We start from the raw sequence: 23,272 nt of genomic DNA, 5'->3' as shown, positions 1-23,272 counted from the left end.
ATGCCGACCTCCACCGACTTCGCAAAACTCTGGTTCAGCGCACGCGGCTGGAAGCCGTTCGCCTTTCAGAAAAACGTCTGGGCCGCCGTTAAAAAAGGTCAGTCAGGCCTGCTCCACGCCAGTACCGGCGCCGGTAAAACCTATGCGGTGTGGTTCGCTGCGCTCAACCGCTTCGCCCGTTTGGCCGCGCCCGCAGCCACCACCAGCAAACGCAAACCCCAGAGCGAACCACTGACCGTGCTGTGGATCACGCCGATGCGCGCCCTCGCTGCCGACACCGCCCGCGCGTTGCAAGCGCCGGTCAGCGATCTGCAGATCCCGTGGAGCATCGGCCTGCGCACCGGCGACACCAGCAGCGCCGAACGCGCACGTCAGGGCCGGCGCCTGCCGACCACGCTGATCACCACCCCGGAAAGCCTGACCCTGCTGCTCGCCCGTGCCGACGCCAAAACTGTCTTGTCGAGCCTGCGGATGATCGTCGTCGATGAATGGCACGAGCTGCTCGGCAACAAACGCGGCGTACAGCTGCAACTGGCCCTCGCCCGCCTGCGCCATTGGCAACCCGAGCTGATCGTCTGGGGCGTGTCCGCCACCCTCGGTAATCAAGCCCACGCCGAACAGGTGCTGATCCCACAGGGCGGTGGCATCAGCGTGCAAGGCCAGAGCGAAAAATCACTCACGGTCGACACCTTGATCCCACCCGCCATCGAGCGTTTTCCCTGGGCCGGGCACATCGGCCTGAAGATGCTGCCGCAGGTTGTTGCCGAACTCGACGCCTGCGCCAGCAGCCTGGTGTTCACCAACACCCGCGCGCAGTCGGAGATCTGGTATCAGGCACTGCTCGAAGCGCGGCCGGACTGGGCCGGGTTGATCGCGTTGCACCACAGCTCACTGTCCCGCGAGACCCGCGACTGGGTCGAGCAAGCGTTGAAGGACGGAAAGTTGAAAGCCGTGGTCTGCACCTCGAGCCTGGATCTGGGCGTGGACTTTTTACCGGTGGAACGGGTCCTGCAAATCGGCTCGGCCAAAGGCGTGGCGCGGCTGATGCAACGCGCCGGGCGCTCCGGTCACGCGCCGGGGCGCACCTCGCGAGTGACGCTGGTGCCGACCCACAGCCTGGAACTGATCGAAGCTGCCGCCGCAGGCGACGCGGTGGAGCAACGACACATCGAACCGCGTCTGTCGCCGCACAAACCGCTGGATGTGCTGGTGCAGCATTTGGTCAGCATGGCCCTCGGCGGTGGTTTTATTCCCGAAGAATTGTACGAAGAAGTGCGTGGTGCCTGGGCCTATCGTGACCTGACGCTGGCGGATTGGGCCTGGGCGCTGGCTTTCGTACGGCACGGCGGGCTTTCTCTGACAGCCTATCCGGATTACCGCCGGGTCGAGCCGGACGAACACGGCGTCTGGCGTGTACCCGATGCGCGGTTGGCGCGCCGTCATCGCATGAGCATCGGCACCATCGTCAGCGACGCGAGCATCCATCTGAAATTCTGGAGCAAGGGCGGTGGCGGCAAGCAGTTGGGCAGTGTCGAGGAAGGCTTTATCGCGCGCCTGAAACCGGGTGACGGCTTTCTGTTCGCCGGGCGTTTGCTGGAATTGGTACGCGTGGAAAACATGACCGCGTACGTCAAACGCAGCACCGCGAAAAAAGCCGCCGTGCCGCGCTGGAATGGTGGACGAATGCCGCTTTCCAACGAACTGGCCGCCGCCGTGGTCAGCCGCTTCACGGCGGCAGCACGCGGTGAGTTCGCCGGCCCGGAAATGCAGGCGCTGCAACCATTGCTGCAAACCCAGGCGCGCTGGTCGGGCCTGCCTACCTCCGACAGTCTGTTGGCCGAAGTGCTGAAATCCCGCGAGGGCTGGCACCTTTTCCTCTACCCGTTTGCCGGGCGTCAGGTGCATCTGGGGCTCGCCAGTCTGTTGGCGTGGCGCGTGAGTCAGCGCCAGCCGCTGACGTTTTCGATTGCAGTGAATGATTACGGGCTGGAATTGCTCAGCGCCACGCCGGTTGATTGGTCCGGGCAACTCGATGCGGCGCTGCTCAGCCCCGATCATCTGTTGCGCGACGTGCTGGCCAGCCTCAATGCCGGGGAGCTGGCGTTGCGGCGCTTCCGTGAAATCGCGCGGATCGCCGGGCTGGTGTTCGCCGGTTATCCCGGCGCGCCGAAAAGCACCCGTCAGGTGCAGGCCTCCAGCGGGTTGTTCTTTGAAGTGTTCAAGCAATACGACGCCGACAACCTGCTGCTGGCTCAGGCCGGGGAAGAAGTCCTACGCGAAGAACTGGATATTCGTCGTCTGGAACAGACACTGGAGCGGATCAACCGGATGAAACTGGACATGCACCTGATTAAACGTCCTACACCGCTGGGCTTTCCATTACTGGTCGAGCGCATGCGCGAAAGCATGAGTTCGGAAAAACTCGCCGACCGTATCCGGCGCATGGTCGGCGATCTGGAAAAATCCGCGGACAAGGGTAAAACCTCATGAGCGCAGCTTATCCCGTGCGCCTGGCCGGTGAAGAACTCTGGTTGCTGCCGGAAAAGGCCCTGTACTGGCCGGCGCAGCAAGCGCTGCTGATCGCCGATGTGCATTTCGGCAAGGCTGCGGCCTACCGCAGCCTCGGCCAGCCAGTGCCGCAGGGCACCACGGCGGCCAACATCGAAGTGCTCGACCGCTTGCTGGCGAGACTGCCCTGCCGGCAGCTGATTTTCCTCGGTGACTTTCTGCACGGCCCCGGTTCGCATGCAGCGGGCACCCTGAATGCCTTGGCCGAATGGCGTGCACGTCACGTGGATCTGCCGATGACGCTGATTCGTGGCAATCACGACAAACGCGCCGGCGATCCGCCCCAATCGTTGAACATCAGGGTAGTGCCGGAGCCGCTGCTGCTCGGGCCGTTTGCCTTGCAGCACGAACCCGACCCGCATCCCGAACGCCATGTGCTGGCCGGGCACGTGCATCCGGTCTATCGGCTCAATGGCAAGGGGCGGCAGCGTTTACGGTTGGCATGTTTCCGGCTGGGCGAACGCTTGAGTCTGCTGCCGGCGTTTGGCGCGTTTACCGGCGGCTTTGCGGTGGAGAAGGATGACGCCTGCAGGATTTTTGTCATCGGTGATGACGAAATATGGCCAGTCAGCTGAGGTCTTGGGCAAACCTCAGCTGACTGGCCATTCATGGGGCAGTGGCTCAGGCCACTGGCGCGGGTGGCGGCTCGTCCGGCAGCGTTGGCTCGCCCGGTTCGGTCGGTTGTTCGTTGGGGGTGTCGGGATCAGGCTGGCCGGGAATCCCGCCGGCCATGTTCAGCGGGTGTGCCAGCAGAGACCAGGCCAGTACGCCAACCTGATTGGGCTCAAGCCTTGCCAGTTCGGCGGTGATATGCGGATCGATCTTCATGGAACCCTCCTCGGTGAAGGCCCGCTTTGCCAGAAGCAAAAACGGGCAGTACACCCCATAGAGTGTCTGCCCGCCAAAGAATTCCCGCGAACTGCCGGATGGATCAGGTACGCGGCAGAGTCACGCCACGCTGGCCCTGATATTTACCGCCGCGATCCTTGTACGAAACTTCGCACTGCTCGTCGGATTCGAGGAACAGCATCTGCGCCACGCCTTCGTTGGCGTAGATTTTCGCCGGCAGGTTGGTGGTATTGGAGAATTCCAGCGTCACGTGACCTTCCCACTCAGGCTCGAGCGGAGTGACGTTGACGATGATGCCGCAGCGCGCGTAGGTGCTTTTACCCAGGCAGATGGTCAATACGTTGCGCGGAATGCGGAAGTATTCGACGGTGCTGGCCAGGGCGAAGGAGTTCGGCGGAATGATGCAGACGTCGCTGTGAATGTCGACGAAGCTGCCGGCGTCGAAGTTCTTCGGATCGACGATCGCCGAATTGATGTTGGTGAACACCTTGAAATGGTTGGTGCAGCGCACATCGTAGCCGTAGCTCGACACACCGTAGGAAATCACACGGCTGTCGTCGCTGCCGCGCACCTGGCGCTCGACGAAAGGCTCGATCATGCCGTGTTCCTGCGCCATGCGGCGAATCCACTTGTCCGATTTGATGCTCATGGCGGGTGTCCTGAATAGCGAGGTGGAAAAAATCTGTCCGGCATCTTACCGGGCGCGCCGCCGTGTTCAAAGTCCACACTGAAATTCTCGCCGAACACACTGGAAATACGGGTTCTGGCGACGAACTGTCACACCGCCGATCCCTAAAACAGAGAAACCTTCGCAAGAAACATTGGCACGTTCCGGAAAAAGGGTTAAGGTGGCGCCACTGTGTTGCTTGTGTCACTGAGAATCTCTACACGATATGTTGAATTTCGATCCAACCATCTACAAGAATTTTTCCTGCTCTTTGCACTCAGTCTCGGCCAGGGTTCTTCCTGAGTCGCAGTTATCTTTGTTCAAGGAGTTACACCATGTCTAATCGCCAAACCGGTACCGTTAAGTGGTTCAACGATGAAAAAGGCTTCGGCTTCATCACTCCACAATCCGGTGACGACCTGTTCGTTCACTTCAAAGCTATCCAATCCGACGGCTTCAAAAGCCTGAAAGAAGGCCAACAGGTTTCTTTCATCGCTACCCGCGGTCAGAAAGGCATGCAAGCTGAAGAAGTACAAGTTATCTAACTTGTAGCTTCTTTAGAAAAGAGCCCCGCCCTCAAAGCGGGGCTTTTTTGTGGGCGTGTGTTTTTCCACGCGCAAAAAAAGATCGCAGCCTGCGGCAGCTTCTACAGGATGAACACCATCACCTTGTAGGCGCTGCCGCAGGCTGCGATCTTTTGCTTGTGCTTTACCAGGCCACGCCAAACCCTGCGGTGTAGCGGGTCTTGTTCAAATCCGCGTCCTTGGTGCCACTGATGATGTCGCGTTCAGCCTTGAGGTTGAGCGACGCCCAGTCGGTGACCTTGTAGCGCAGACCCATCTCGGCATCCAGCGCGTAGTTGGCTACGTCAGAGAGTGGCTTGCCCAGTTCGCCATTGGTGAAGAACTCGACTTTCTTGCCGATCAGGTAGCGGTTGTAATCCCACTTCATGGCGACCGAATAGAAGTTGTCCTTGCCGCCATCGCTGTATTCGTAATCGGTGCGGTTGAGCAACGAACCGAGCGAGAACGCGCCCAGTTCGTCGTCCCAGAACTGGTAGCCCGGACCCGTACCAACGACGCGCTGACGCGACAGTTCCTCAATATAGTCACGCTTGTAGTTCAGGCGACCCTGCCAGAACCACTTGTCGGTAAGGAAGCGGTCAAGTGCGTATTCGGCGCGCCAGTTATTGGTAGTAACCTGCTCGTCCTGCACTTCGCGGTTGTATTCGCCCTCGGCGGTGTGCCGCCAGCGGCCATGACGCGCGGTGGTCTTGAAGTCAATGTCGTAGTCGTCGGTATCCTTTTCCGCACGCTGATAATCCAGGGCCAGGCCAACATTACCCTTCCACACCAGATCCTCGACCACCGGTTTCGGCTTGAGAATCTGCTGGATACTCGCCAGCTCCACGGTTTTCGGCGCCTCACCGTTGGCCAAGGTGACCTTGCCGTCATCGGCGGCGGTCAGCGACTTGGCTTTTTCACCGCTGTAGGCATCCTGCTTGACCAGCAGCTCCTGATCGCTTTGCAGGGTCTTGACCTCTTTCCAGTCGATGCTGACCGCCCCCGCATACTGGGTCTGGATCAGCAATTTGCCGCCGTCGAACAAGGAAATCTTACCGCTCAACTTGTCACCGTTCTTTAACCAGACGGTATCGGCAAGCAGCGGCGTGGAGGCACTGAAGACAGCAAGGCACAGCAAGGTTCTGGACAGCATAAGCGGATCGAGGGCTCAAGTTTGCGAAAAAAGGTCGGCATTATCCGTAGGAATAAGACCCTGACAAGGACTGACCGGGCGATTTCCATTGAGTTCATTTCTCATCTGCGCGCCGACGGATTACCCTAGATCCCATCCACCCCCTCTTGTTCAGGAACGGCGCAGGTGAAAGAGCCACCCCATCCCGACGAAAGCCCGGCGCAAATCCGACGCACGGCGCTGTATTCGACACTTGCTCAAGTACCTGAGGGCAAAGTGGTCAGCTATGGTCAGTTGGCTGAACTCGCGGGGTTGGGGCGCGCCGCCCGCTGGGTCGGCCGGACCCTGAGCCAGCTACCCGCCGATACCAGGCTGCCGTGGCACCGGGTACTGGGCGCCGGCGGTCGGATCAGCCTGCCGCCGGGCAGCCCCTCGGGGGACGAACAACGGGCACGATTGCGCTCTGAAGGCGTCACCGTCCTGAACAATCGTGTGGATATTCAGCGCCATGGCTGGCGTCCGATAGAGCACAGCGGTTAGAGTGCGCGCTTTGTTTTCGCAATCTTGAGGCAGACTTCAGCCCATGCCCCGTAAAACCTGGCGCGCCGCGCTCGCCGCCTATGCCAGTCCCTCGACGCTCGTGCTGTTGTTGCTCGGTTTTGCTGCCGGCCTGCCGTACATGCTGGTGTTTTCGACGCTTTCCGTCTGGCTGCGTGAAGCCGGTGTTGCCCGTGAAACCATCGGCTACGCCAGCCTGATCGGCCTGGCCTACGCCTTCAAATGGGTGTGGTCACCGCTGCTCGACCAATGGCGCCTGCCTTTATTGGGCAAGCTTGGCCGCCGCCGTTCGTGGCTGGTGCTCTCGCAGACCCTGGTGATTCTGGGCCTGATCGGCATGGGCTTCTGTGATCCGCAGAAACACCTGTCCTGGCTGATCGCCATTGCCGTCATCGTCGCCTTCGCCTCCGCCACCCAAGACATCGCGGTCGACGCCTATCGCCTGGAAATCGCCGATGACAGCCGCCAGGCCGCGCTGGCTGCCAGTTACATGTCCGGCTACCGCGTCGCCGCCCTGCTCGCCACGGCGGGCGCGCTGTTCTTTGCCGAAGGCTTCGGCTCCACCGGTTTCAACTATCAACACTCGGCCTGGACCGGCACCTACGCCCTGTTCGGGGTATTGATGATCCCTGCCCTGCTGACCTCGCTGCTGATGCGCGAACCGCCAGTGCCACTGCGCACGCAGTTGCAGGCCGGCCGCTACAGTTTCGGACATCAACTGGCCTCGGTATTCGTACTGATCGTGTTGCTGGTGTCGGTTCCGGCGATGTTCACCCAGCTCTACAACACCGATTTCGCCGGCGTGCTGTTCGGCAATATGAGCCCGCTCGACCTGCTGCTCGAAGACCGCGCCTTCCTGCGCGCCATCCTCTACACCCTGCTCACCGGCCTGTGCCTGTCGACCATGGGCCGTCGCGGCCTGGCGCCGGTGCTGACCCCGGTCAACGACTTCATCCTGCGCTACCGCTGGCAGGCATTGCTGTTGCTCGGGCTGATCGCCACCTACCGGATGTCCGACACGGTGATGGGCGTGATGGCCAACGTGTTCTATATCGACCAGGGCTTCACCAAGGATCAGATCGCCAGCGTCAGCAAGATCTTCGGCCTGATCATGACCCTCCTCGGCGCCGGGATGGGCGGCCTGCTGATCGTGCGCTTCGGCATCCTGCCGATCCTGTTCATTGGCGGCGCAGCTTCGGCGGCAACCAATCTGCTGTTCGTGATGCTGGCTGACATGGGCCCGAACCTGCAGATGCTGGTGGTGACCATCTCCCTCGACAACTTCAGTTCGGGGATGGCGACCTCAGCCTTCGTCGCCTACCTGTCGAGTCTGACCAACCTGAAGTTCTCGGCCACCCAGTACGCCCTGCTCAGCTCGATCATGCTCCTGCTGCCGCGCCTGATCGGCGGTTATTCCGGGGTAATGGTCGAGAAGTTCGGCTACCACAACTTCTTCATGATCACGGCGCTGCTCGGCGTGCCGACCCTGGTGCTGATCGCCCTGCACTGGTTTCAGGAAAACCGCCGCGAAGGCCCGACACCAACGCCCGAGCCTGTGCCGACCAGCGTGGTCGAAGAGTCGTAGGACATTTCAGATACGGCGGGAGGATTCCCGCCGTTGAGCCTCACCGCCGAGCGCAATCCTGTACGTCGGCAAATCTCGCCGGTACACTGCTCCGTCATTTCCAGTCATAGCAACCGACAACGGCCAACCATGCGCACCAGTCAATTTTTGCTCGCCACACAGAAAGAAACGCCTTCCGATGCGGTCGTCGTCAGCCATCAGCTGATGCTGCGCGCCGGCATGATCCGCAAACTCGCTTCGGGCCTGTACACCTGGCTGCCGATGGGCTTGCGGGTAATGCGCAAGGTTGAAGCCATCGTTCGCGAAGAAATGAACGCTGCCGGCTCTCTTGAAGTGTTGATGCCGAGCACCCAACCGGCCGAGCTGTGGCAGGAATCGGGGCGCTGGGAAGAATACGGCCCTGAGCTGCTGCGCATCAAAGACCGCCACGGTCGCGACTTCTGCGCGGGCCCGACCCACGAAGAAGTGATCACCGATCTGATGCGCAACGAGTTGAGCAGCTACAAGCAGCTGCCGATCAACCTGTACCAGATCCAGACCAAATTCCGTGACGAAATCCGCCCACGCTTCGGTTTGATGCGCGGTCGCGAATTCATCATGAAGGACGCCTACTCGTTCCACGCCGATCAGGCTTCGCTGCAGGTCACCTACGACCGCATGCATCAGGCGTACTGCAACGTGTTCACCCGTCTGGGCCTGAAATTCCGTCCAGTTGAAGCCGACAACGGCTCGATCGGTGGCGCTGGCTCCCACGAATTCCACGTACTGGCCGAGTCCGGCGAAGACGATATCGTCTTCAGCAACGGTTCCGACTACGCCGCGAACATCGAGAAGGCCGAAGCCGTGCCACGCGAAACCTCGCGTCCAGCACCGACCGAAGAGCTGCGCCTGGTCGACACCCCAGATACCAAGACCATTGCCGCCCTAGTGGAAAAATTCAATCTGCCGATTGAAAAGACCATCAAGACCCTGATCGTCCACGCCGAAGAGCCAGGCAAGCTGATTGCCCTGGTCATCCGTGGCGACCACGAGCTCAACGAAATCAAGGCTGCCAACCAGCCAGGCGTTGCCAGCCCGCTGGTCATGGCTTCCGATGCCGAACTGCGTGACGCCATTGGCGCCGGCGCCGGTTCGCTCGGCCCGCTGAACCTGCCACTGCCGATCATCATCGACCGTTCGGTCGAACTGATGAGCGACTTCGGTATCGGCGCGAACATCGACGACAAGCACTACTTCGGCGTGAACTGGGAGCGCGATCTGCCGGTTCCGACCGTCGCCGACCTGCGTAACGTCGTCGCCGGTGACCCAAGCCCGGACGGCAAAGGCACCCTGGAAATCAAGCGCGGCATCGAAGTCGGGCACATCTTCCAGCTGGGCAACAAGTACAGCAAGGCGATGAAGTGCGAAGTGCTGGGCGAGAACGGCAAGCCGGTGACCCTGGAAATGGGTTGCTACGGTATCGGCGTATCCCGCGTGGTGGCTGCTGCCATCGAGCAGAACAACGACGACAAAGGCATCATCTGGAGCGACACCCTGGCGCCGTTCCAGATCGCCCTGGTACCGCTGCGTTATGAAACCGAGCAGGTGCGCGAAGCCACTGACAAGCTGTACGCAGAACTGACTGCGGCCGGTTTCGAAGTGCTGCTGGACGATCGCGACAAGAAAACCAGCCCGGGCATCAAGTTCGCGGACATGGAGCTGATCGGCATTCCACACCGGATCGTGATCAGCGACCGCGGTCTCGCCGAAGGCAACCTGGAATACAAGAGCCGTACCGAGGCCGAAGCGCAAGCGCTGCCGGTTGCCGATGTGCTGTCCTTCCTTCAGGCCCGTATCCGCCGCTGAATCCAGATAGAGACCTCATGTTCAAGCGAAACACCCTGGGCCTCGGTGGCGCCGCCTTATGCGGCGCCCTGCTGGTCAGCGGCTGCGCCAATCACATGTCACAGCGCAGCGAGCACGAAGAGCGGGTCGAGCGTAAATTGCTCGATCACAGCCTGCAGATCGACGTCGGTGAGCCCAAGGTGCTCGAACTGCCGCAACGCCGCGTGAAGATCAGCGAACAGAAGACCTTCGAGGTCACCGAGTTCGAGGTCACGCGGCATTACGATCGCTATACGCCTTACCAGCCCTGGCGGAAAATCTACGAGATTCCGCTGGGTGCGGTTGCGCTGGTGGGGGGTATCGGCGCCAACGTGGTCAACGTCTTCGCACTCGGCAACCTGCCGGACAGCATGACCAGGGACTGGTTGAGCTACGGTCTGGACGGGCTCAACCCGGCCATGAACATGCAATCCCATGGTCGCGCGCAACAGAACCTGGCCAGTATCGATGAAGTCCAGCGCGACAAGCGCATGGAGTATTCGAGCCTGCCGTGGAGCGAGCGTCCGGTGCAGGTCAAGGCTGGCAAGCAGACATTCGACATGACCACCGACCGCAACGGTGTGCTGCGCCTGAACCTGCTGGACAGTCCGTTCGCCGAAAATGACCTGAATCATATCGGCAAGCTGCAGATCAGCGTTGAAGACGGCAAGGATGACGTGCACAGCGATTCGTCCCTGGCCATCAGCAGCCATTTGCGCAGCAAGTTGCTCGAAGCCCATGGTTTGATTTACGACGACCTGGAAGACGACGAAGTGAGCCAGTGGGTCCACCGGGTCAAGCGTCTGTCGGAGCTGGGTCTGGAAGAGGAAGCCAGCGAGCTGGAGCAAAGCCTGATCGAACTGACGCGTAACGATCCCGAGTTACAGGCCGAGTTTCTCAAGTCGCTGACCAAGGATGCCGGGCGTCTGGTGGCGGATCCGGGACCGAATTAAGCCTGAAAAGCTTCGCGAGCAAGCCCGCTCCCACAGTTGATTGCATTCCACTGAAGGAACTCGATCAAATGTGGGAGCGGGCTTGCTCGCGAAAGCGGCATCAGCAACACCGCAGCAATTAGCGCTCAAACAACTCCATCTGCTCAAACCCACCCCGCAAATCCTCCAGCCTGACCCCCACCCCCAACAACCGCACCGGTTTCCCGCCCCGGTTGAACGCCTGCGTCAGCATCAACTGATAACTGCCCAGATCGCGCCCTGCCCCGGCTTGCTCCAGTGTGGTCTGGGTAAAGTCATGAAACTTCACTTTGACGAACGGCTTGCCCGGGCGATAGCTGCTGTCGATCCGCTCCATGCGGGTTTTCAGGGTTTCCAGCAGCTCCGGCAATTTGTCCAGGCAACTGCGCAGATCGGGCAGATCAACGTCGTAGGTGTTTTCCACGCTGATTGACTGACGACGACTGTCGTTGTGCACCAACCGGTCATCGATCCCACGGGCCAGACTCCACAGTCGCTCACCGAAACTGCCGAATTCGCGCACCAGCGCCAACTTGTCCCACTCACGCAGTTGCAGGCAGTCGACGATGCCGAGCTTGCCCAGCTTGTCGGCGGTAACTTTGCCGACGCCGTGCAACTTGCTCACCGGCAGACCACTGACAAAATCCTCGACCTGATCCGGGGTAATGACGAACAACCCGTTGGGCTTCTTCCAGTCACTGGCGATTTTCGCCAGAAACTTGTTCGGCGCCACGCCCGCAGACACGGTGATGTGCAACTGATTAGAGACCCGGCGACGAATGTCCTGGGCAATTCGCGTGGCGCTGCCGCCAAAATGCGCGCTGTCGGAGACGTCGAGGTAGGCCTCGTCCAGCGACAGCGGTTCGATCAGGTCGGTGTAATCGCGAAAGATCGTATGAATTTCCTTGGAAGCTTCGCGATAGGCGTCCATGCGCGGCTTGACGATGGTCAGGTCGGGGCACAGCTTCAAGGCATGTCCGGATGACATCGCCGAACGCACGCCATACGCCCGTGCTTCATAGTTACAGGTAGCAATCACCCCGCGCCGATCCGCCGACCCGCCCACCGCCAGCGGCTTGCCTGCCAGGTTCGGGTCGTCGCGCATCTCGATGGCGGCGTAGAAACAGTCGCAGTCGACGTGGATGATTTTTCGTTGGGTCATGACAGAAAAGGAAACATGGCGAGCCGGATCCGCAGTATCTCACTGACACCTGTATATAGCACCAGTAGTGCTGAATGTTCTTTTCAGGCTGTAGGAAAACAACCATGAATTTATTTTCTCAATCGAAAATCTCCTGCCGATAGAGCTGAAAGCCTTGCCCCGCCTGCCCTGCGTGCCCTTCGCCTGCCCTGTAAAAAGCGCTAACCGATTGAACAAGAACAGATTTATCTGAATTCAAGGTTGACAGACCGGCGTTCCTCTGTAGAATGCCGACACACAGACGCGGGATGGAGCAGTCTGGTAGCTCGTCGGGCTCATAACCCGAAGGTCGTCGGTTCAAATCCGGCTCCCGCAACCAAACATCAAAAAAGGCTACTCGAAAGAGTGGCCTTTTTTGTGCCTGTCTGTTTTTCAGACCGGCCTCCACATCACGCACATCCGGGCGAACAGGAATTCGTTGCATTTCCGAAACTTACCGCACCCCTGCGACCGTTTGACGCAAATTCACACTTATTTGACCCTTTACGGGATTAGCGGTTGACACCTCGCCGTTCGCCTGTAGAATGCCGCCACACAGACGCGGGATGGAGCAGTCTGGTAGCTCGTCGGGCTCATAACCCGAAGGTCGTCGGTTCAAATCCGGCTCCCGCAACCAAACATCAAAAAAGGCTGCTCGAAAGAGTGGCCTTTTTTGTATCTGTGGAAAAAGTCCTTTCGCAACAATGATCTGTCACGCTGCAGTGAAACACTCAGGATCGTCAGACCCGCCGAGTTGCGACTATGCTTGAGTCGCAGGCAAGACGTCTGCAATCCATGACCCGCCCTCGCCGATACCCGATGAGAGGCGTAGTATTTTGTGATTATTTTTTTCTACAGGGATTGGTAACTTGGCTGGATACCTCCATCCTGTCGCGCACAATCCAAGAGGTGATTGATGCGCGCCAACTCGTCTGATCCACAAGACACCGTCACAGCAGACCATCCGATCAAGCCCGAGCGCCTGCGCTTGCTGGATCGTTTGAGCAAATACCGCCAGCCTATCGGTCTGGCGGTCACGTTGCTGTTGTTTGCCATTGCGCTGATTGCCTGTCGCCATCTGCTGAGCGAACTCGATCTCTACGCGCTGCATGACTCGATCCTGGCCGTGCCGAAACCTGCTCTGCTCGGGGCATTGGGTGCGACGGTGATCGGCTTCATTATATTGCTGGGCTATGAATGGTCAGCCAGCCGCTATGCCGGCGTGACGCTGCCACCGCGCACGCTGGCGCTGGGCGGCTTCACTGCGTTTGCAATTGGCAACGCCATTGGCCTGTCGCTGCTGTCCGGCGGCTCGGTGCGCTACCGTTTATATGCACGTCATGGTCTGGGAGCATCAGAAGTCGCCCACATGACGCTGTTCGCCAGCCTGTCGCTGGGCTGCGCCCTGCCACCGCTGGCGGCTCTCGCGACCCTCAGCGACCTGCCTTCCGCTTCCGCCGCCCTGGGCCTGTCAGAGGGCCTGCTTGGCACGATTGCCATGGTGGTGCTGGGTCTGGGCGCGATTCTGGCGATCGGCATCTACCGCCGGCGCCTGCCGGAGCAACCGTACCGCGATAACCTGTTGGTCAGGGCTGGGCGCCGGACGTTGCGCCTGCCGGGCCGCCGCCTGACCTTCCTGCAATTGATCATCACCGCCCTCGACGTCGCCGCAGCAGCCACCGTGCTTTACCTGCTGCTGCCGGAAGCCCCGCCGTTCGGCGCCTTCCTGCTGGTGTACCTGCTGGCCCTGGCCGCCGGCGTGCTCAGCCATGTGCCGGGGGGTGTCGGGGTCTTCGAGGCGATCCTGCTCGCCGCGTTCGCCGACACACTCGGTGCCGCGCCACTGGCCGCCGCCCTGCTGCTCTACCGCCTGATCTATGTCGTGCTGCCGCTGCTGGTGGCCTGCCTGTTCTTGCTGATCAACGAAGGCCAGCGCCTGTTTCAGACCCAGACCATGCGCGCTGCGTCCGGTCTGGCGGCGCCCATTCTGGCGGTGCTGGTGTTCCTGTCCGGCGTGGTGCTGCTGTTTTCCGGCGCGACCCCGGAGATCGACACCCGTCTCGAACACATCGGTTTTCTGATCCCGCATCGTCTGGTCGACGCCTCGCACTTCGGCGCCAGTCTGATCGGCGTGCTGTGCCTGTTGCTCGCCCAGGGCCTGCGTCGTCGGCTGTCTGCCGCGTGGATGCTGACCACCATTCTGTTGCTGGTCGGCGCCCTGCTCTCGCTGCTCAAAGGCTTCGACTGGGAAGAAGCCACGCTGATGACACTCACCGCTGCGTTGCTGGGGGTGTTCCGCCGTTCGTTCTATCGTCCGAGCCGCCTGACCGAGCTACCGTTCTCGCCGCTGTATCTGGTGGCCAGCCTCTGCGTGCTGGGGGCTTCGACCTGGCTGCTGCTGTTCGCCTATCAGGACGTGCCTTACAGCCATCAACTGTGGTGGCAGTTCACCCTCGACGCTGACGCGCCGCGCGGCCTGCGCTCGCTGCTCGGTGCTGCCGTACTGTTGCTGGTGATCGCCCTGACCTGGCTGCTGCGCACCGCGCGCCCGGTGATTCACCTGCCGACACCGGATGAACTGGAACGCGCCTCGAAGATCCTCATGGCCTCGTCGCAACCCGATGGCGGCCTGGCACTGACCGGTGACAAGGCACTGCTGTTTCACCCCAACGACGAGGCGTTCCTGATGTACGCCCGCCGTGGCCGCAGCCTCGTGGCGCTGTACGACCCGATCGGCCCCGGCCAGCAGCGTGCCGAAATGATCTGGCAGTTCCGCGACCTGTGCGACATCCATCACACCCGTCCGGTGTTCTATCAGGTACGTGCCGAGAACCTGCCGTACTACATGGACATCGGCCTGACCGCGATCAAGCTCGGCGAAGAAGCCCGGGTCGATCTGCATCGCTTTGACCTGGAAGCCAAGGGCAAGGAGATGAAGGACCTGCGCTACACCTGGAACCGTGGGACCCGCGACGGCCTGTCGCTGGAAATCCACGAGCCGGGCCAGGCGCCGATGGACGAGTTGAAAGTGATTTCCGATGCGTGGCTGACCGGCAAGAACGTGCGCGAGAAAGGTTTCTCCCTCGGTCGATTCAGCGACGATTACCTGAAGCATTTCCGCATTGCGGTGATTCGCTTCGAAGGCCGCCCGGTGGCGTTCGCCAACCTGCTCGAAACTTACAGCCATGACCTGGCCAGTCTCGATCTGATGCGCTCGCACCCGGACGCCCCCAAGCTGACCATGGAATTCCTGATGGTCGGTTTGATTCAACACTATAAGAGTCACGGATACGCGCGCTTCAGCCTGGGCATGGTGCCGTTGTCGGGGTTGCAACCCCGGCGTGGCGCACCGCTGACCCAGCGTCTGGGCTCGATGGTCTTCCGCCGTGGTGAGCAGCTGTACAACTTCCAAGGCTTGCGCCGCTTCAAAGACAAGTTCCAGCCTGACTGGGAACCCCGTTATATGGCAGTGCCCGCCGGACTCGATCCGCTGGTGGCGCTGGCCGATACTGCTGCCCTGATCGCGGGCGGCTTGACTGGATTGGTGAAACGCTGATGATTCAACGCTCCCTGAAGTACATCCTGGCCGCACTGATCGTGCTGGCCGTGATTGCCGGCGGCGGTTACTGGTACCTCAAACGCCCGGCACCGCAACCGACTCTGCAACCGCTGACTGCCGCCGACGGCACGGTCATGACCCGCGTCGTTCCCGGCACCCAGCCCAAGGCTCAGGTGCTGGTAGCGGTCAATGACGACCAGAAGCTGACCGACAACCAACTGAGCACCCTGAGCCGCAGCGCCTCGGCGCAAATCGTTCAGGTGATTCTGCCCAAGGACTGCCTGCAACAGAGCCGCGCGCTGCAAACCGGCCTGCGCGAACTGAATGGCCCGGCCACGCTGGTCAGCGGTATCGGCCCGGGCGCCGTACTGGCCTGGCGCTGGTTGTCCGAGCAGAAGGACGACAAGGCCCAGGCCATCTCGGTTGACCTGGCCCTGGAAAAACCCGGCTGCACCCACCTGCTGCCGAAATCCGCGGCCCACGGCCATTGGCTGGTGGCGTGGAACGACAACCCGGACGACACCAGCGCCGGTTTCGTGCGCGATCAACCGAACGCCGAGACCAGCATCAGCGACTACGACATCAACCTGCCGCAAGTGCTGAACAACGAGCTGCGCAAGATCCTCGTCGGCGGCGACAAGGCCAACGGCGGTCTGGCGATCCCGGTGGTTGAAGTGCCGGCCGGTCAGGCCAAGGACACCGTGACCCTGTTCCTTTCCGGTGATGGCGGCTGGCGCGACCTCGACCGCGATGTGGCCGGCGAGATGGCCAAGATTGGCTACCCGGTGGTCGGCATCGACACCCTGCGCTACTACTGGCAGCACAAGAGCCCGGAGCAAAGCGCCCTGGACCTGACCGAACTGATGCAGCACTACCGCCAGAAATGGGGCACCAAGCGCTTCATCCTGACCGGTTACTCGTTCGGTGCCGACGTCCTGCCGGCGATCTACAACCGCCTGCCGGACACCGAGCAGCAGCGCGTAGACGCCATCATCCTGCTGGCCTTCGCCCGCACCGGCAGCTTCGAAATCGAAGTCGAAGGCTGGCTCGGCAACGCCGGCAAAGAAGCCGCCACCGGCCCGGAAATGGCCAAGCTGCCAGCGGCCAAAGTAGTGTGCATCTACGGCGCCGAAGAAACCGACGAAAGCGGCTGCACCGACAAGACGGCAGTCGGCGAAGCGGTGAAACTGCCCGGCGGCCACCACTTCGACGAGAACTACCCGGCGCTGGCCAAGCGTCTGGTGGACCTGATCGAGAAGCGTCAGAGCAAGGATCAGCCGACAGAGTGATCTGAAGCGCTCCAACGAAAAGCCCCCGCAACCTCACGGTTGCGGGGGCTTTTTTACGCAAACTTGCAGCACTTCCTGCCAGTCGAAACTTCTATCGATACCGAGACTAAAGCTGAACATCTATCCACGTGATGTCATCTTCTACATCGATACAGCTGCCATCCGGCGCTGCTAGCAAGTAGCTTTGCTGTAACTCGGTTAGCTCCGCCCAAAAGCCATCGGTTGCAAATACCAGTCGTTCTCTTAGGGTCAATGAATGAAACACAAAGTCAGGGTTCGGTGCGCGACTCGCCTTCAAGCATCGAGTCACCCGGTTTCGAGCCGGATCTTGCGCCAGCTCGGAGTGGGAACGGTCGCGCCTCCAGTTAGCCTTACAGTGGGGCGACGTAATCCATTCGATCGCTCCTGCTGGCGTCACAACACCGCACGAACAATCACCCTCATACGCAAGCGTGAGTTTCCCATGAGCAGCGACACCCACCACATAACAAGTGGCGCCTGTGTGACTTGCAAACAAAACGGGGTGGAGGTCGGCCAGTATAGAAAGCAGTACCTGTTCAACAGCTTCGCACTCAGGAATATCGAGGCCGTGATCAAAGTGTTTTGACCAGACCTCTAAAACATCTTTCACAAAGGACTCAGCCAACTGGCCACTGCCAACCCTCGATGTACCGTCCGTGATAACAAATACGCCGTTTTCTCCATCACAGAGCGCTCCAGCAAAGTCATGGTTGGTTCTCCTGGCTCGCCCTGCTACCGATCTGACGTGGTATTTCATGCGCTGCCCAGTTCTTTCATGCGCCCATGAATGATTTGCCCTCTTCCCGGATTGGCCTGTACCGAGCCCGAGCTTTCAATCACATAGTCAATGCCACTGAGAACCCTGAGTGCTCGAACTCCATTCGTGATGAATTCTTTGAGCTCGGATTCCGCCTGCCGAACCTCTTCTAAAAGCTCTGGACGTCCATCAATCAAGATAATGATGTCTTCGACGTCTTTATGGTATGGATCGCCACCGCCACGACCACTGAAAGCTTCCAGTTTTGTCGCGAGAAAATAGGTCGGTTTGAATATCTGGATGACGGTACCGCTGGGCAACGTAAATTTATTGGCCCGCGCCAGCCCCTCTACAAACCAGCGGTTGGCATATCCGAGAACCTCGGGATCAGAAGGCATCACGTCAACGACGATGTCGTTGAAGCGGAAACGACAGTTCACTTCATCCTCGCCAGTAATCTTGAAATTCCTGGCCGCCAACCGTTCGGTAAGCTGCTGCCAGGCGCCAATGCCTGCTAGCTCGATCACCAGGTCAACATCATCGGTGAAGCGAATGTCGTCCAGCACAACAGCATCAGTTACCAGCATGGCTGTGGTGCAACCTCCGACAAAGGCAACCTCCGCGAGAAACGCCTCTCCCAAACCCTCAGCAACAAACTCTATAAGCTCGTAGTTGTGATCAGCGTTGGATGACATGTTATTTCAGTCCCATCCCTGCTTTTAGAATGTCGACCGCAACACCACACTCTCGCGGACCTCCAAGGCGGATTGCATCAGCAAGCGCAAGATAGTGGTAAAGGGTCCTGTCCCGCTTCACCGCTTCCGGCACTGTCTTGTAGAGCGGCTCTATCGCCTGTCCACGCTCCGCTCCAAGTGCATCTGGCCAAACCGGAATCAGTCCGCCAGCACTTTTGATACTTTTGGACAGTGCCGGTGCTGCAAAACCCGTCGGGATGCCGCGAACCATTGCCCCGGGCTTTACAGGGAAAAAGTATTTCAGAGCGTGCTCGGTGATGTTTAGTAACTGCCGCCGGTTAACTTTTGGAAGTCCGGTGTCATAGTCATTGGTGAGCAGCCCGGACACACGACACCTGGCGATGGAATTTGAAACTTCGCTCTTGCTTAGCCCAAGTGAAGCAGACAACGCACGCAACGAGTAACCTTCACTCCAGCTCGCCAGTGGCGGAACAGCTACCGGCTCCGACCACCCTTCCCACCCCGCCTCATCGTCCAAGGGCGAATCGAAATCCTGTCGGCGGAATACAGTATCTACACCGTCGGTGGAGTAGGTGACCAATGGTTGCCCCACCCGACCGCCCGCCGTCATTTGACTGACCACGTAGGGCTTCAACAACTCCTCGACTCTGTTCGAATTTGACTCCGACTCCATTACCCCAAGGAGGTTTTCCTCCTGAGCGTGAAGGCTGGTCATCTTGAACAAAAGCAAAATGTCTTGACTCTTCATGAAGCTTAAAACTCCACTCGTCCACATTCCATAAAACGTGGACACTTGTCTCATTCAAAATATCCGATCGTCAAGCCCTTTATACGGCCCCCTCCTGTGGCGCCAACTCGAGAATCCACCGCCCCCGAGATTGCTCGCCACCTTAATTCCGGTTACCGGAGTCGCAATATCAGATGACGTCCGCATACCTTGTAGGCAAACTCCTAATCTCGTGTTTGGGCACTTTGCCGCTCTGTTGCGCTTTTTTTCGACGGGATACTCTCCAGAGGTCGCTGACCAATTCAGTGATCGGGTGTGGTAACCCGGCTAAGCAAAGTGCAACAACGCTCCCAACACGACTCAGGTGTTTTTACGTCTGCAATTCCGAGTCATGGCGGCTGTGCGTGGGAGACCTTCGGGTCTGCCGGTTTCTTTGCTCTCCCGGTTTACCACCCTGCGTACAGCTGTCACCCATTCGTGTGGTAACGAATGCGGCAGCTCCTCGTTTTATGGAGCGAAACAATGAGCAAACAAAGTCCTTCATCACCTTCGGACCTCACAACCGTCGGCTTTACCTCTTTCCTCTACAACTCGGATCTGGCGCTATTCAACGTCCGCTCCGGTGTCCCCGTCATTGATGCACTGTCGCAAGCTTCCGATCTGCTATTCCTCGCCAAATCCTCCGCCGAGGACGCTGCCTTCATCAAAGACACCGACCGCCATGCCTGGGCTGCGCATTACCTGACGGTAATGGGCAAAGCCTTGATTGATGACGTGATCCAAGCGCTGATGCCGCGACCTGCGCGGACGAAGACCGAATCTGAAGAAGAATTGCCTGAAAGCCACTGACACCACAGAATCCTTGTGGGAGCGAGCTTGCTCGCGAATGCGGTGGATCAGCCACCACATGTCTCGACTGACACTCGGCCTTCGCGAGCAAGCTCGCTCCCACAGGGGATTTGCAGTGGGTTAGAGGTTTACGAGACAAAAAAAAGGTTCTTCACGGAATCCCGGGAAACACAGAAACAAGAACGCCGATTTGATTGATGATGTTCGTGCGAGCAAACACATCTAACAAACCGGCGTTCTTATGCGCGATATTAATACTTTCCTTCCGTTTTGGGAGGGCTTTTCTGTCGTCAACATCAAGCCTGATGGTGACGCCCTACAGATCGAACTGATTCCCCACGCCACCCGATTTCCTTCCTGTGGCGGCTGCCAGAAACCCTGTTCAACCACACATGAGTATTGCGAACGAACCGTCCGCGATTTACCGATTCTCGGCCGTGCGGTGCGCCTCAGCGTGTTGCTCAGGCGTGTTGTCTGTCGTGACTGTGGTAAACGTATGGAGGCCGTCAGTTGGCTGGACCGCTATGCCCGCATGACGCGGCGTTTGGCCGAGGCGGTCATTCAGGCCTGCGAACGCCTCCCCACACTGCACGTGGCTCAACTGTTCGGGCTGCATTGGGACACCGTACGGTTGCTGGAGCGTCGAGCCTTGCAAGCGGCGTTGAGCATTTTGCCAACGGCACAACCGCGACGTCTGGTGATGGACGAATTCGCCCTGTTCAAAGGTCATCGTTACGCCAGCGTGGTGCTGGATGCGGATACACGCCGCGTGCTGTGGATCGGTGAAGGCCGCAGCCGAGCAGCGGTCAGGCCCTTCTTCGAAGAGCTGGGGCCCGAGGGATGCGCACGCATCGAAGCGGTGGCGATGGACATGAATACCGCTTTTGACCTGGAGGTTCGCCAGCACTGTCCCAACGCGCGAGTGATCTACGACCTCTTCCATGTAGTGGCCAAATATGGCCGAGAGGTGATTGATCGGGTCCGCGTTGACGAGGCTAACCGGTTGCGTCACGACAAGCCGGCCCGCAAGGTCATCAAGCAGGCGCGATGGCTGTTGCTGCGCAATCCGCAGAACTTGAAAACGCCGGAACAACAGGTCCGCCTGGAGGATCTGCTGGCGGCCAATCAAGCGTTGATGACGGTCTACTTGATGAAGGCTGAACTCAAAACACTCTGGACCCCGAGTACTGCCTGGGGTTGGCGATCGGCCTGGAAGCAATGGCTGCGCCATGCGCATGAAAGCGAAATTCCAGCTCTGATCCAGTTCGCCACACGGCTAAAGGGTTACTGGCGGGGCATCGTGAGCCGGGTTCGCTGGCCGATGCACACCGGTCAGTTGGAAGGAATAAACAATCGAATAAAGGTCATCAAGCGGATGGCGTACGGTTACCGGGATAGCGAATTCTTTTTCATGAAGATCAAGAGCGTCTTTCCCGGTAATCCGTGATGAACCAAAAAAAAGCCCCCGCCAGCTACAAGGCTGACGGGGGCTTTTCAGTTGATGCAGGCCTACATTTCCACCTGCGTCCCCAACTCAATCACCCGGTTCAGCGGCAGATTGAAGAAGCGCAAATTGCCGTTGGCATTCTTCAACATGAATGCGAACAGCGCCTCGCGCCAGCGGGCCATGCCTTCGAGTTTCGAGGCGATCACCGTTTCGCGGCTGAGGAAGTAGGTGGTGCGCATCGGGCTGAAGTCCAGATCATCCAGATGGCACAGTTTCAGCGCCTGCGGCACGTCCGGCTCGTCGGTGAAGCCGAAGTGCAGGATCACCCGGAAGAAGCCTTCGCCGTAGGAGTCCACCTCAAAGCGGCGTGCCGGCGGCACGCGCGGGATGTCTTCGTAAACCACGGTCAGCAACACCACTTGCTCGTGCAACACCTGGTTGTGCAGCAGGTTGTGCAACAACGCGTGCGGCACAGCGTCGGAGCGCGCAGTGAGGAACACCGCGGTGCCCTGCACACGGTGCGGTGGTTGCACGCGGATGCTGCTGATGAAGATCGGCAGCGGCAACGCGCCTTCGTCCAGGCGATCGACCAACAGCTCCTTGCCGCGTTTCCAGGTGGTCATCAGGATGAACAGCACGATCCCCGCCAGCACCGGGAAGGCACCGCCCTGAATGATCTTCGGCACGTTGGCCGCGAAGAACATGCCATCGACCAGCAGGAAACCAAGCAGAATCGGCACCGCCAGCAGCGGTGGCCATTTCCACAGCAGCAGGATCACCGCCGCCACCAGAATACTGGTGATCAGCATGGTGCCAGTGACCGCCACGCCGTAGGCAGACGCCAATGCGCCGGAAGACTCGAAACCGATCACCAACAGGATCACGCCGACCATCAGCGCCCAGTTCACTGCACCGATGTAAATCTGCCCCTGTTCAGCACTGGACGTGTGCTGAATGTGCATGCGCGGGATATAACCGAGCTGGATGGCCTGCCGGGTCAACGAGAACGCGCCGGAAATCACCGCTTGCGAAGCAATCACCGTGGCCAGGGTCGCCAGCACCACCAGCGGTACCAGTGCCCAGTTCGGCGCCAGCAGGTAGAACGGGTTACGCGCCGCTTCCGGGTTTTCCAGGAGCAATGCGCCCTGACCGAAGTAGTTCAGCACCAACGCCGGCAGCACCAGTACCAGCCAGGCACGGGCAATCGGCTTGCGCCCGAAGTGGCCCATGTCGGCATACAGGGCTTCAGCACCGGTCAGCGCCAGCACCACCGCACCGAGAATCGCCACACCCATGCCCGGGTGAACCATGAAGAAACGCACGCCCCAGATCGGGTTCAGCGCATTCAAGACTTCAGGGTGCCTGACGATCCCGCTGACACCCAGCCCCCCCAGCACCAGGAACCACACGACCATCACCGGGCCAAACAGCTTGCCGATGCGATCGGTGCCGTGTTTCTGGATCAGGAACAGCGCGACCAGGACCACCAGTGCCATCGGCACCACCCAGCGCTCCAGGCCATCGAACGCCAACTCCAGACCTTCAACCGCGGACAACACGGAGATGGCCGGGGTGATCATGCTGTCGCCGTAAAACAGCGCCGCACCGATCAACCCCAGAATCACCAGCACGGCCTGCAACCTGGGATAGCGGCTGGATGCACGTCGCGCCAGGGCGGTCAGCGCCATGATCCCCCCTCACCCTGGTTGTCGGCCCGCAGGACGAACAACACGTACTTGATCGTGACGACCCAGATCAGCGACCAGAAAATCAACGCCAGAATCCCGAAGACTCCGTCGTGGTTGACCGGCACCCCATAGTGACCGGCAAAAACTTCTTTGAGGGTGTACAACGGGCTCGTGCCGATGTCGCCGTAAACCACCCCGACTGCCGCGACCAGCATGCTCAGCGGTTTTGCAGCCGAATGCTCGGCGCCCGCCGCCTGACTACTTGCCTGACCCATCCAACACT

General features: G+C 59.8%; 18 protein-coding genes, 2 tRNA genes and 1 pseudogene. 13 read left to right on the top strand and 8 right to left on the bottom strand.

The genetic code is table 11. The features are described from left to right. Both V9L13_RS26910 and pdeM read left to right on the top strand, forming a co-directional pair. A complete protein-coding gene (locus tag V9L13_RS26910) occupies nucleotides 1-2,490 on the top strand; it encodes a ligase-associated DNA damage response DEXH box helicase (RefSeq protein ID WP_338800961.1) in 2,490 nt (829 codons plus the stop codon). Then, nucleotides 2,487-3,143: a ligase-associated DNA damage response endonuclease PdeM gene (gene pdeM, locus V9L13_RS26905; protein ID WP_003222310.1), complete on the top strand. Its 657-nt coding sequence runs from the start codon at nucleotides 2,487-2,489 to the stop codon at nucleotides 3,141-3,143. Before V9L13_RS26910 ends, pdeM begins: the two co-directional genes overlap by 4 nt. A gap of 46 nt (nucleotides 3,144-3,189) precedes the next feature. On the opposite strand, the gene V9L13_RS26900 is transcribed toward pdeM, so the two are convergent. Together V9L13_RS26900 and dcd are read right to left on the bottom strand one after the other, a co-directional pair. Further along, entirely contained in the window at nucleotides 3,190-3,396 is a 207-nt protein-coding gene (locus V9L13_RS26900; RefSeq protein WP_003222309.1) for a hypothetical protein, read from the bottom strand. Nucleotides 3,397-3,499: 103 nt separating this feature from the next. Beyond that, entirely contained in the window at nucleotides 3,500-4,066 is a 567-nt protein-coding gene (gene dcd / locus V9L13_RS26895) for a dCTP deaminase (protein ID WP_003222308.1), read from the bottom strand. 353 nt (nucleotides 4,067-4,419) lie between these two features. Here dcd and V9L13_RS26890 point away from each other — a divergent pair, with 353 nt between their 5' ends. After that, the gene (locus V9L13_RS26890; RefSeq protein WP_002554837.1) at nucleotides 4,420-4,629 is read left to right on the top strand and encodes a cold-shock protein; all 210 of its coding nucleotides are present in this window, start codon (nucleotides 4,420-4,422) and stop codon (nucleotides 4,627-4,629) included. 163 nt (nucleotides 4,630-4,792) lie between these two features. Here the strand turns inward: V9L13_RS26890 and V9L13_RS26885 are convergent, their stop codons facing one another. Beyond that, complete coding sequence (locus tag V9L13_RS26885; protein WP_003222306.1) at nucleotides 4,793-5,800, bottom strand: DUF481 domain-containing protein; 1,008 nt, start codon at nucleotides 5,798-5,800, stop codon at nucleotides 4,793-4,795. Nucleotides 5,801-5,965: 165 nt separating this feature from the next. On the opposite strand from V9L13_RS26885, the gene V9L13_RS26880 reads away from it, so the two are divergent. The 4 genes from V9L13_RS26880 to V9L13_RS26865 all read left to right on the top strand — a co-directional run bounded on the left by V9L13_RS26880 (nucleotide 5,966) and on the right by V9L13_RS26865 (nucleotide 10,738). Then, nucleotides 5,966-6,319 (top strand): MGMT family protein, encoded by a 354-nt coding sequence (locus V9L13_RS26880; protein WP_003222304.1) that lies wholly within the window; start codon nucleotides 5,966-5,968, stop codon nucleotides 6,317-6,319. Nucleotides 6,320-6,362: 43 nt separating this feature from the next. Beyond that, nucleotides 6,363-7,922 carry an AmpG family muropeptide MFS transporter gene (locus V9L13_RS26875; RefSeq protein ID WP_003222302.1) on the top strand — a complete coding sequence of 520 codons (1,560 nt, stop codon included), beginning with the start codon at nucleotides 6,363-6,365 and terminating at the stop codon, nucleotides 7,920-7,922. A gap of 129 nt (nucleotides 7,923-8,051) precedes the next feature. Further along, nucleotides 8,052-9,767 carry a proline--tRNA ligase gene (locus tag V9L13_RS26870; protein ID WP_338800960.1) on the top strand — a complete coding sequence of 572 codons (1,716 nt, stop codon included), beginning with the start codon at nucleotides 8,052-8,054 and terminating at the stop codon, nucleotides 9,765-9,767. 17 nt (nucleotides 9,768-9,784) lie between these two features. Continuing rightward, on the top strand, nucleotides 9,785-10,738 hold the full coding sequence (locus tag V9L13_RS26865) for a hypothetical protein (RefSeq protein ID WP_226500495.1): 954 nt from the start codon (nucleotides 9,785-9,787) through the stop codon (nucleotides 10,736-10,738). Between the two features lie 118 nt (nucleotides 10,739-10,856). Here V9L13_RS26865 and dinB read toward each other — a convergent pair whose 3' ends face one another. Continuing rightward, nucleotides 10,857-11,918: a DNA polymerase IV gene (dinB, locus tag V9L13_RS26860; RefSeq protein WP_003222295.1), complete on the bottom strand. Its 1,062-nt coding sequence runs from the start codon at nucleotides 11,916-11,918 to the stop codon at nucleotides 10,857-10,859. Between the two features lie 281 nt (nucleotides 11,919-12,199). Between dinB and V9L13_RS26855 the strand changes: the two genes are divergently transcribed. The 4 genes from V9L13_RS26855 (at nucleotide 12,200) to V9L13_RS26840 (ending at nucleotide 16,784) form a co-directional block, all read left to right on the top strand. Further along, nucleotides 12,200-12,276: transfer RNA gene (locus V9L13_RS26855), tRNA-Met, on the top strand. A gap of 220 nt (nucleotides 12,277-12,496) precedes the next feature. Beyond that, nucleotides 12,497-12,573 (top strand) — tRNA-Met (locus V9L13_RS26850). A 279-nt stretch (nucleotides 12,574-12,852) separates the two neighbouring features. Further along, a complete protein-coding gene (gene mprF, locus V9L13_RS26845) occupies nucleotides 12,853-15,492 on the top strand; it encodes a bifunctional lysylphosphatidylglycerol flippase/synthetase MprF (protein WP_003222293.1) in 2,640 nt (879 codons plus the stop codon). Beyond that, nucleotides 15,492-16,784 carry an AcvB/VirJ family lysyl-phosphatidylglycerol hydrolase gene (locus tag V9L13_RS26840; RefSeq protein WP_003222292.1) on the top strand — a complete coding sequence of 431 codons (1,293 nt, stop codon included), beginning with the start codon at nucleotides 15,492-15,494 and terminating at the stop codon, nucleotides 16,782-16,784. Before mprF ends, V9L13_RS26840 begins: the two co-directional genes overlap by 1 nt. Nucleotides 16,785-16,890: 106 nt before the next feature. Here the strand turns inward: V9L13_RS26840 and V9L13_RS26835 are convergent, their stop codons facing one another. Genes V9L13_RS26835 through V9L13_RS26825 form a run of 3 tightly spaced genes read right to left on the bottom strand, consistent with a single transcriptional unit; the run spans nucleotide 16,891 to nucleotide 19,026 of the window. Next, entirely contained in the window at nucleotides 16,891-17,562 is a 672-nt protein-coding gene (locus tag V9L13_RS26835; RefSeq protein WP_338800959.1) for a serine/threonine protein phosphatase, read from the bottom strand. Then, nucleotides 17,559-18,257 (bottom strand): hypothetical protein, encoded by a 699-nt coding sequence (locus V9L13_RS26830; RefSeq protein ID WP_003222287.1) that lies wholly within the window; start codon nucleotides 18,255-18,257, stop codon nucleotides 17,559-17,561. The genes V9L13_RS26835 and V9L13_RS26830 overlap by 4 nt, the downstream gene beginning before the upstream one ends. 1 nt (nucleotide 18,258) lies before the next feature. Further along, nucleotides 18,259-19,026, bottom strand: a complete 768-nt coding sequence (locus V9L13_RS26825; RefSeq protein WP_338800958.1) for a MarR family transcriptional regulator — start codon at nucleotides 19,024-19,026, stop codon at nucleotides 18,259-18,261. Between the two features lie 501 nt (nucleotides 19,027-19,527). Here V9L13_RS26825 and V9L13_RS26820 point away from each other — a divergent pair. Together V9L13_RS26820 and V9L13_RS26815 are read left to right on the top strand one after the other, a co-directional pair. Next, nucleotides 19,528-19,854, top strand: a complete 327-nt coding sequence (locus tag V9L13_RS26820) for a DUF3077 domain-containing protein (RefSeq protein ID WP_338800957.1) — start codon at nucleotides 19,528-19,530, stop codon at nucleotides 19,852-19,854. Nucleotides 19,855-20,095: 241 nt separating this feature from the next. Then, a complete protein-coding gene (locus V9L13_RS26815; RefSeq protein ID WP_338800301.1) occupies nucleotides 20,096-21,301 on the top strand; it encodes an ISL3 family transposase in 1,206 nt (401 codons plus the stop codon). A gap of 62 nt (nucleotides 21,302-21,363) precedes the next feature. Here the strand turns inward: V9L13_RS26815 and V9L13_RS26810 are convergent. Further along, nucleotides 21,364-23,264 (bottom strand): annotated as a pseudogene (locus V9L13_RS26810) (potassium transporter Kup). Nucleotides 23,265-23,272 lie beyond the last annotated feature (8 nt).

The organism is Pseudomonas sp. RSB 5.4, assembly GCF_037126175.1.
In the GTDB taxonomy this organism is placed as follows: Bacteria; Pseudomonadota; Gammaproteobacteria; order Pseudomonadales; family Pseudomonadaceae; genus Aquipseudomonas; species Aquipseudomonas fluorescens_H.
This window is presented reverse-complemented; position numbering and strand designations above follow the sequence as displayed.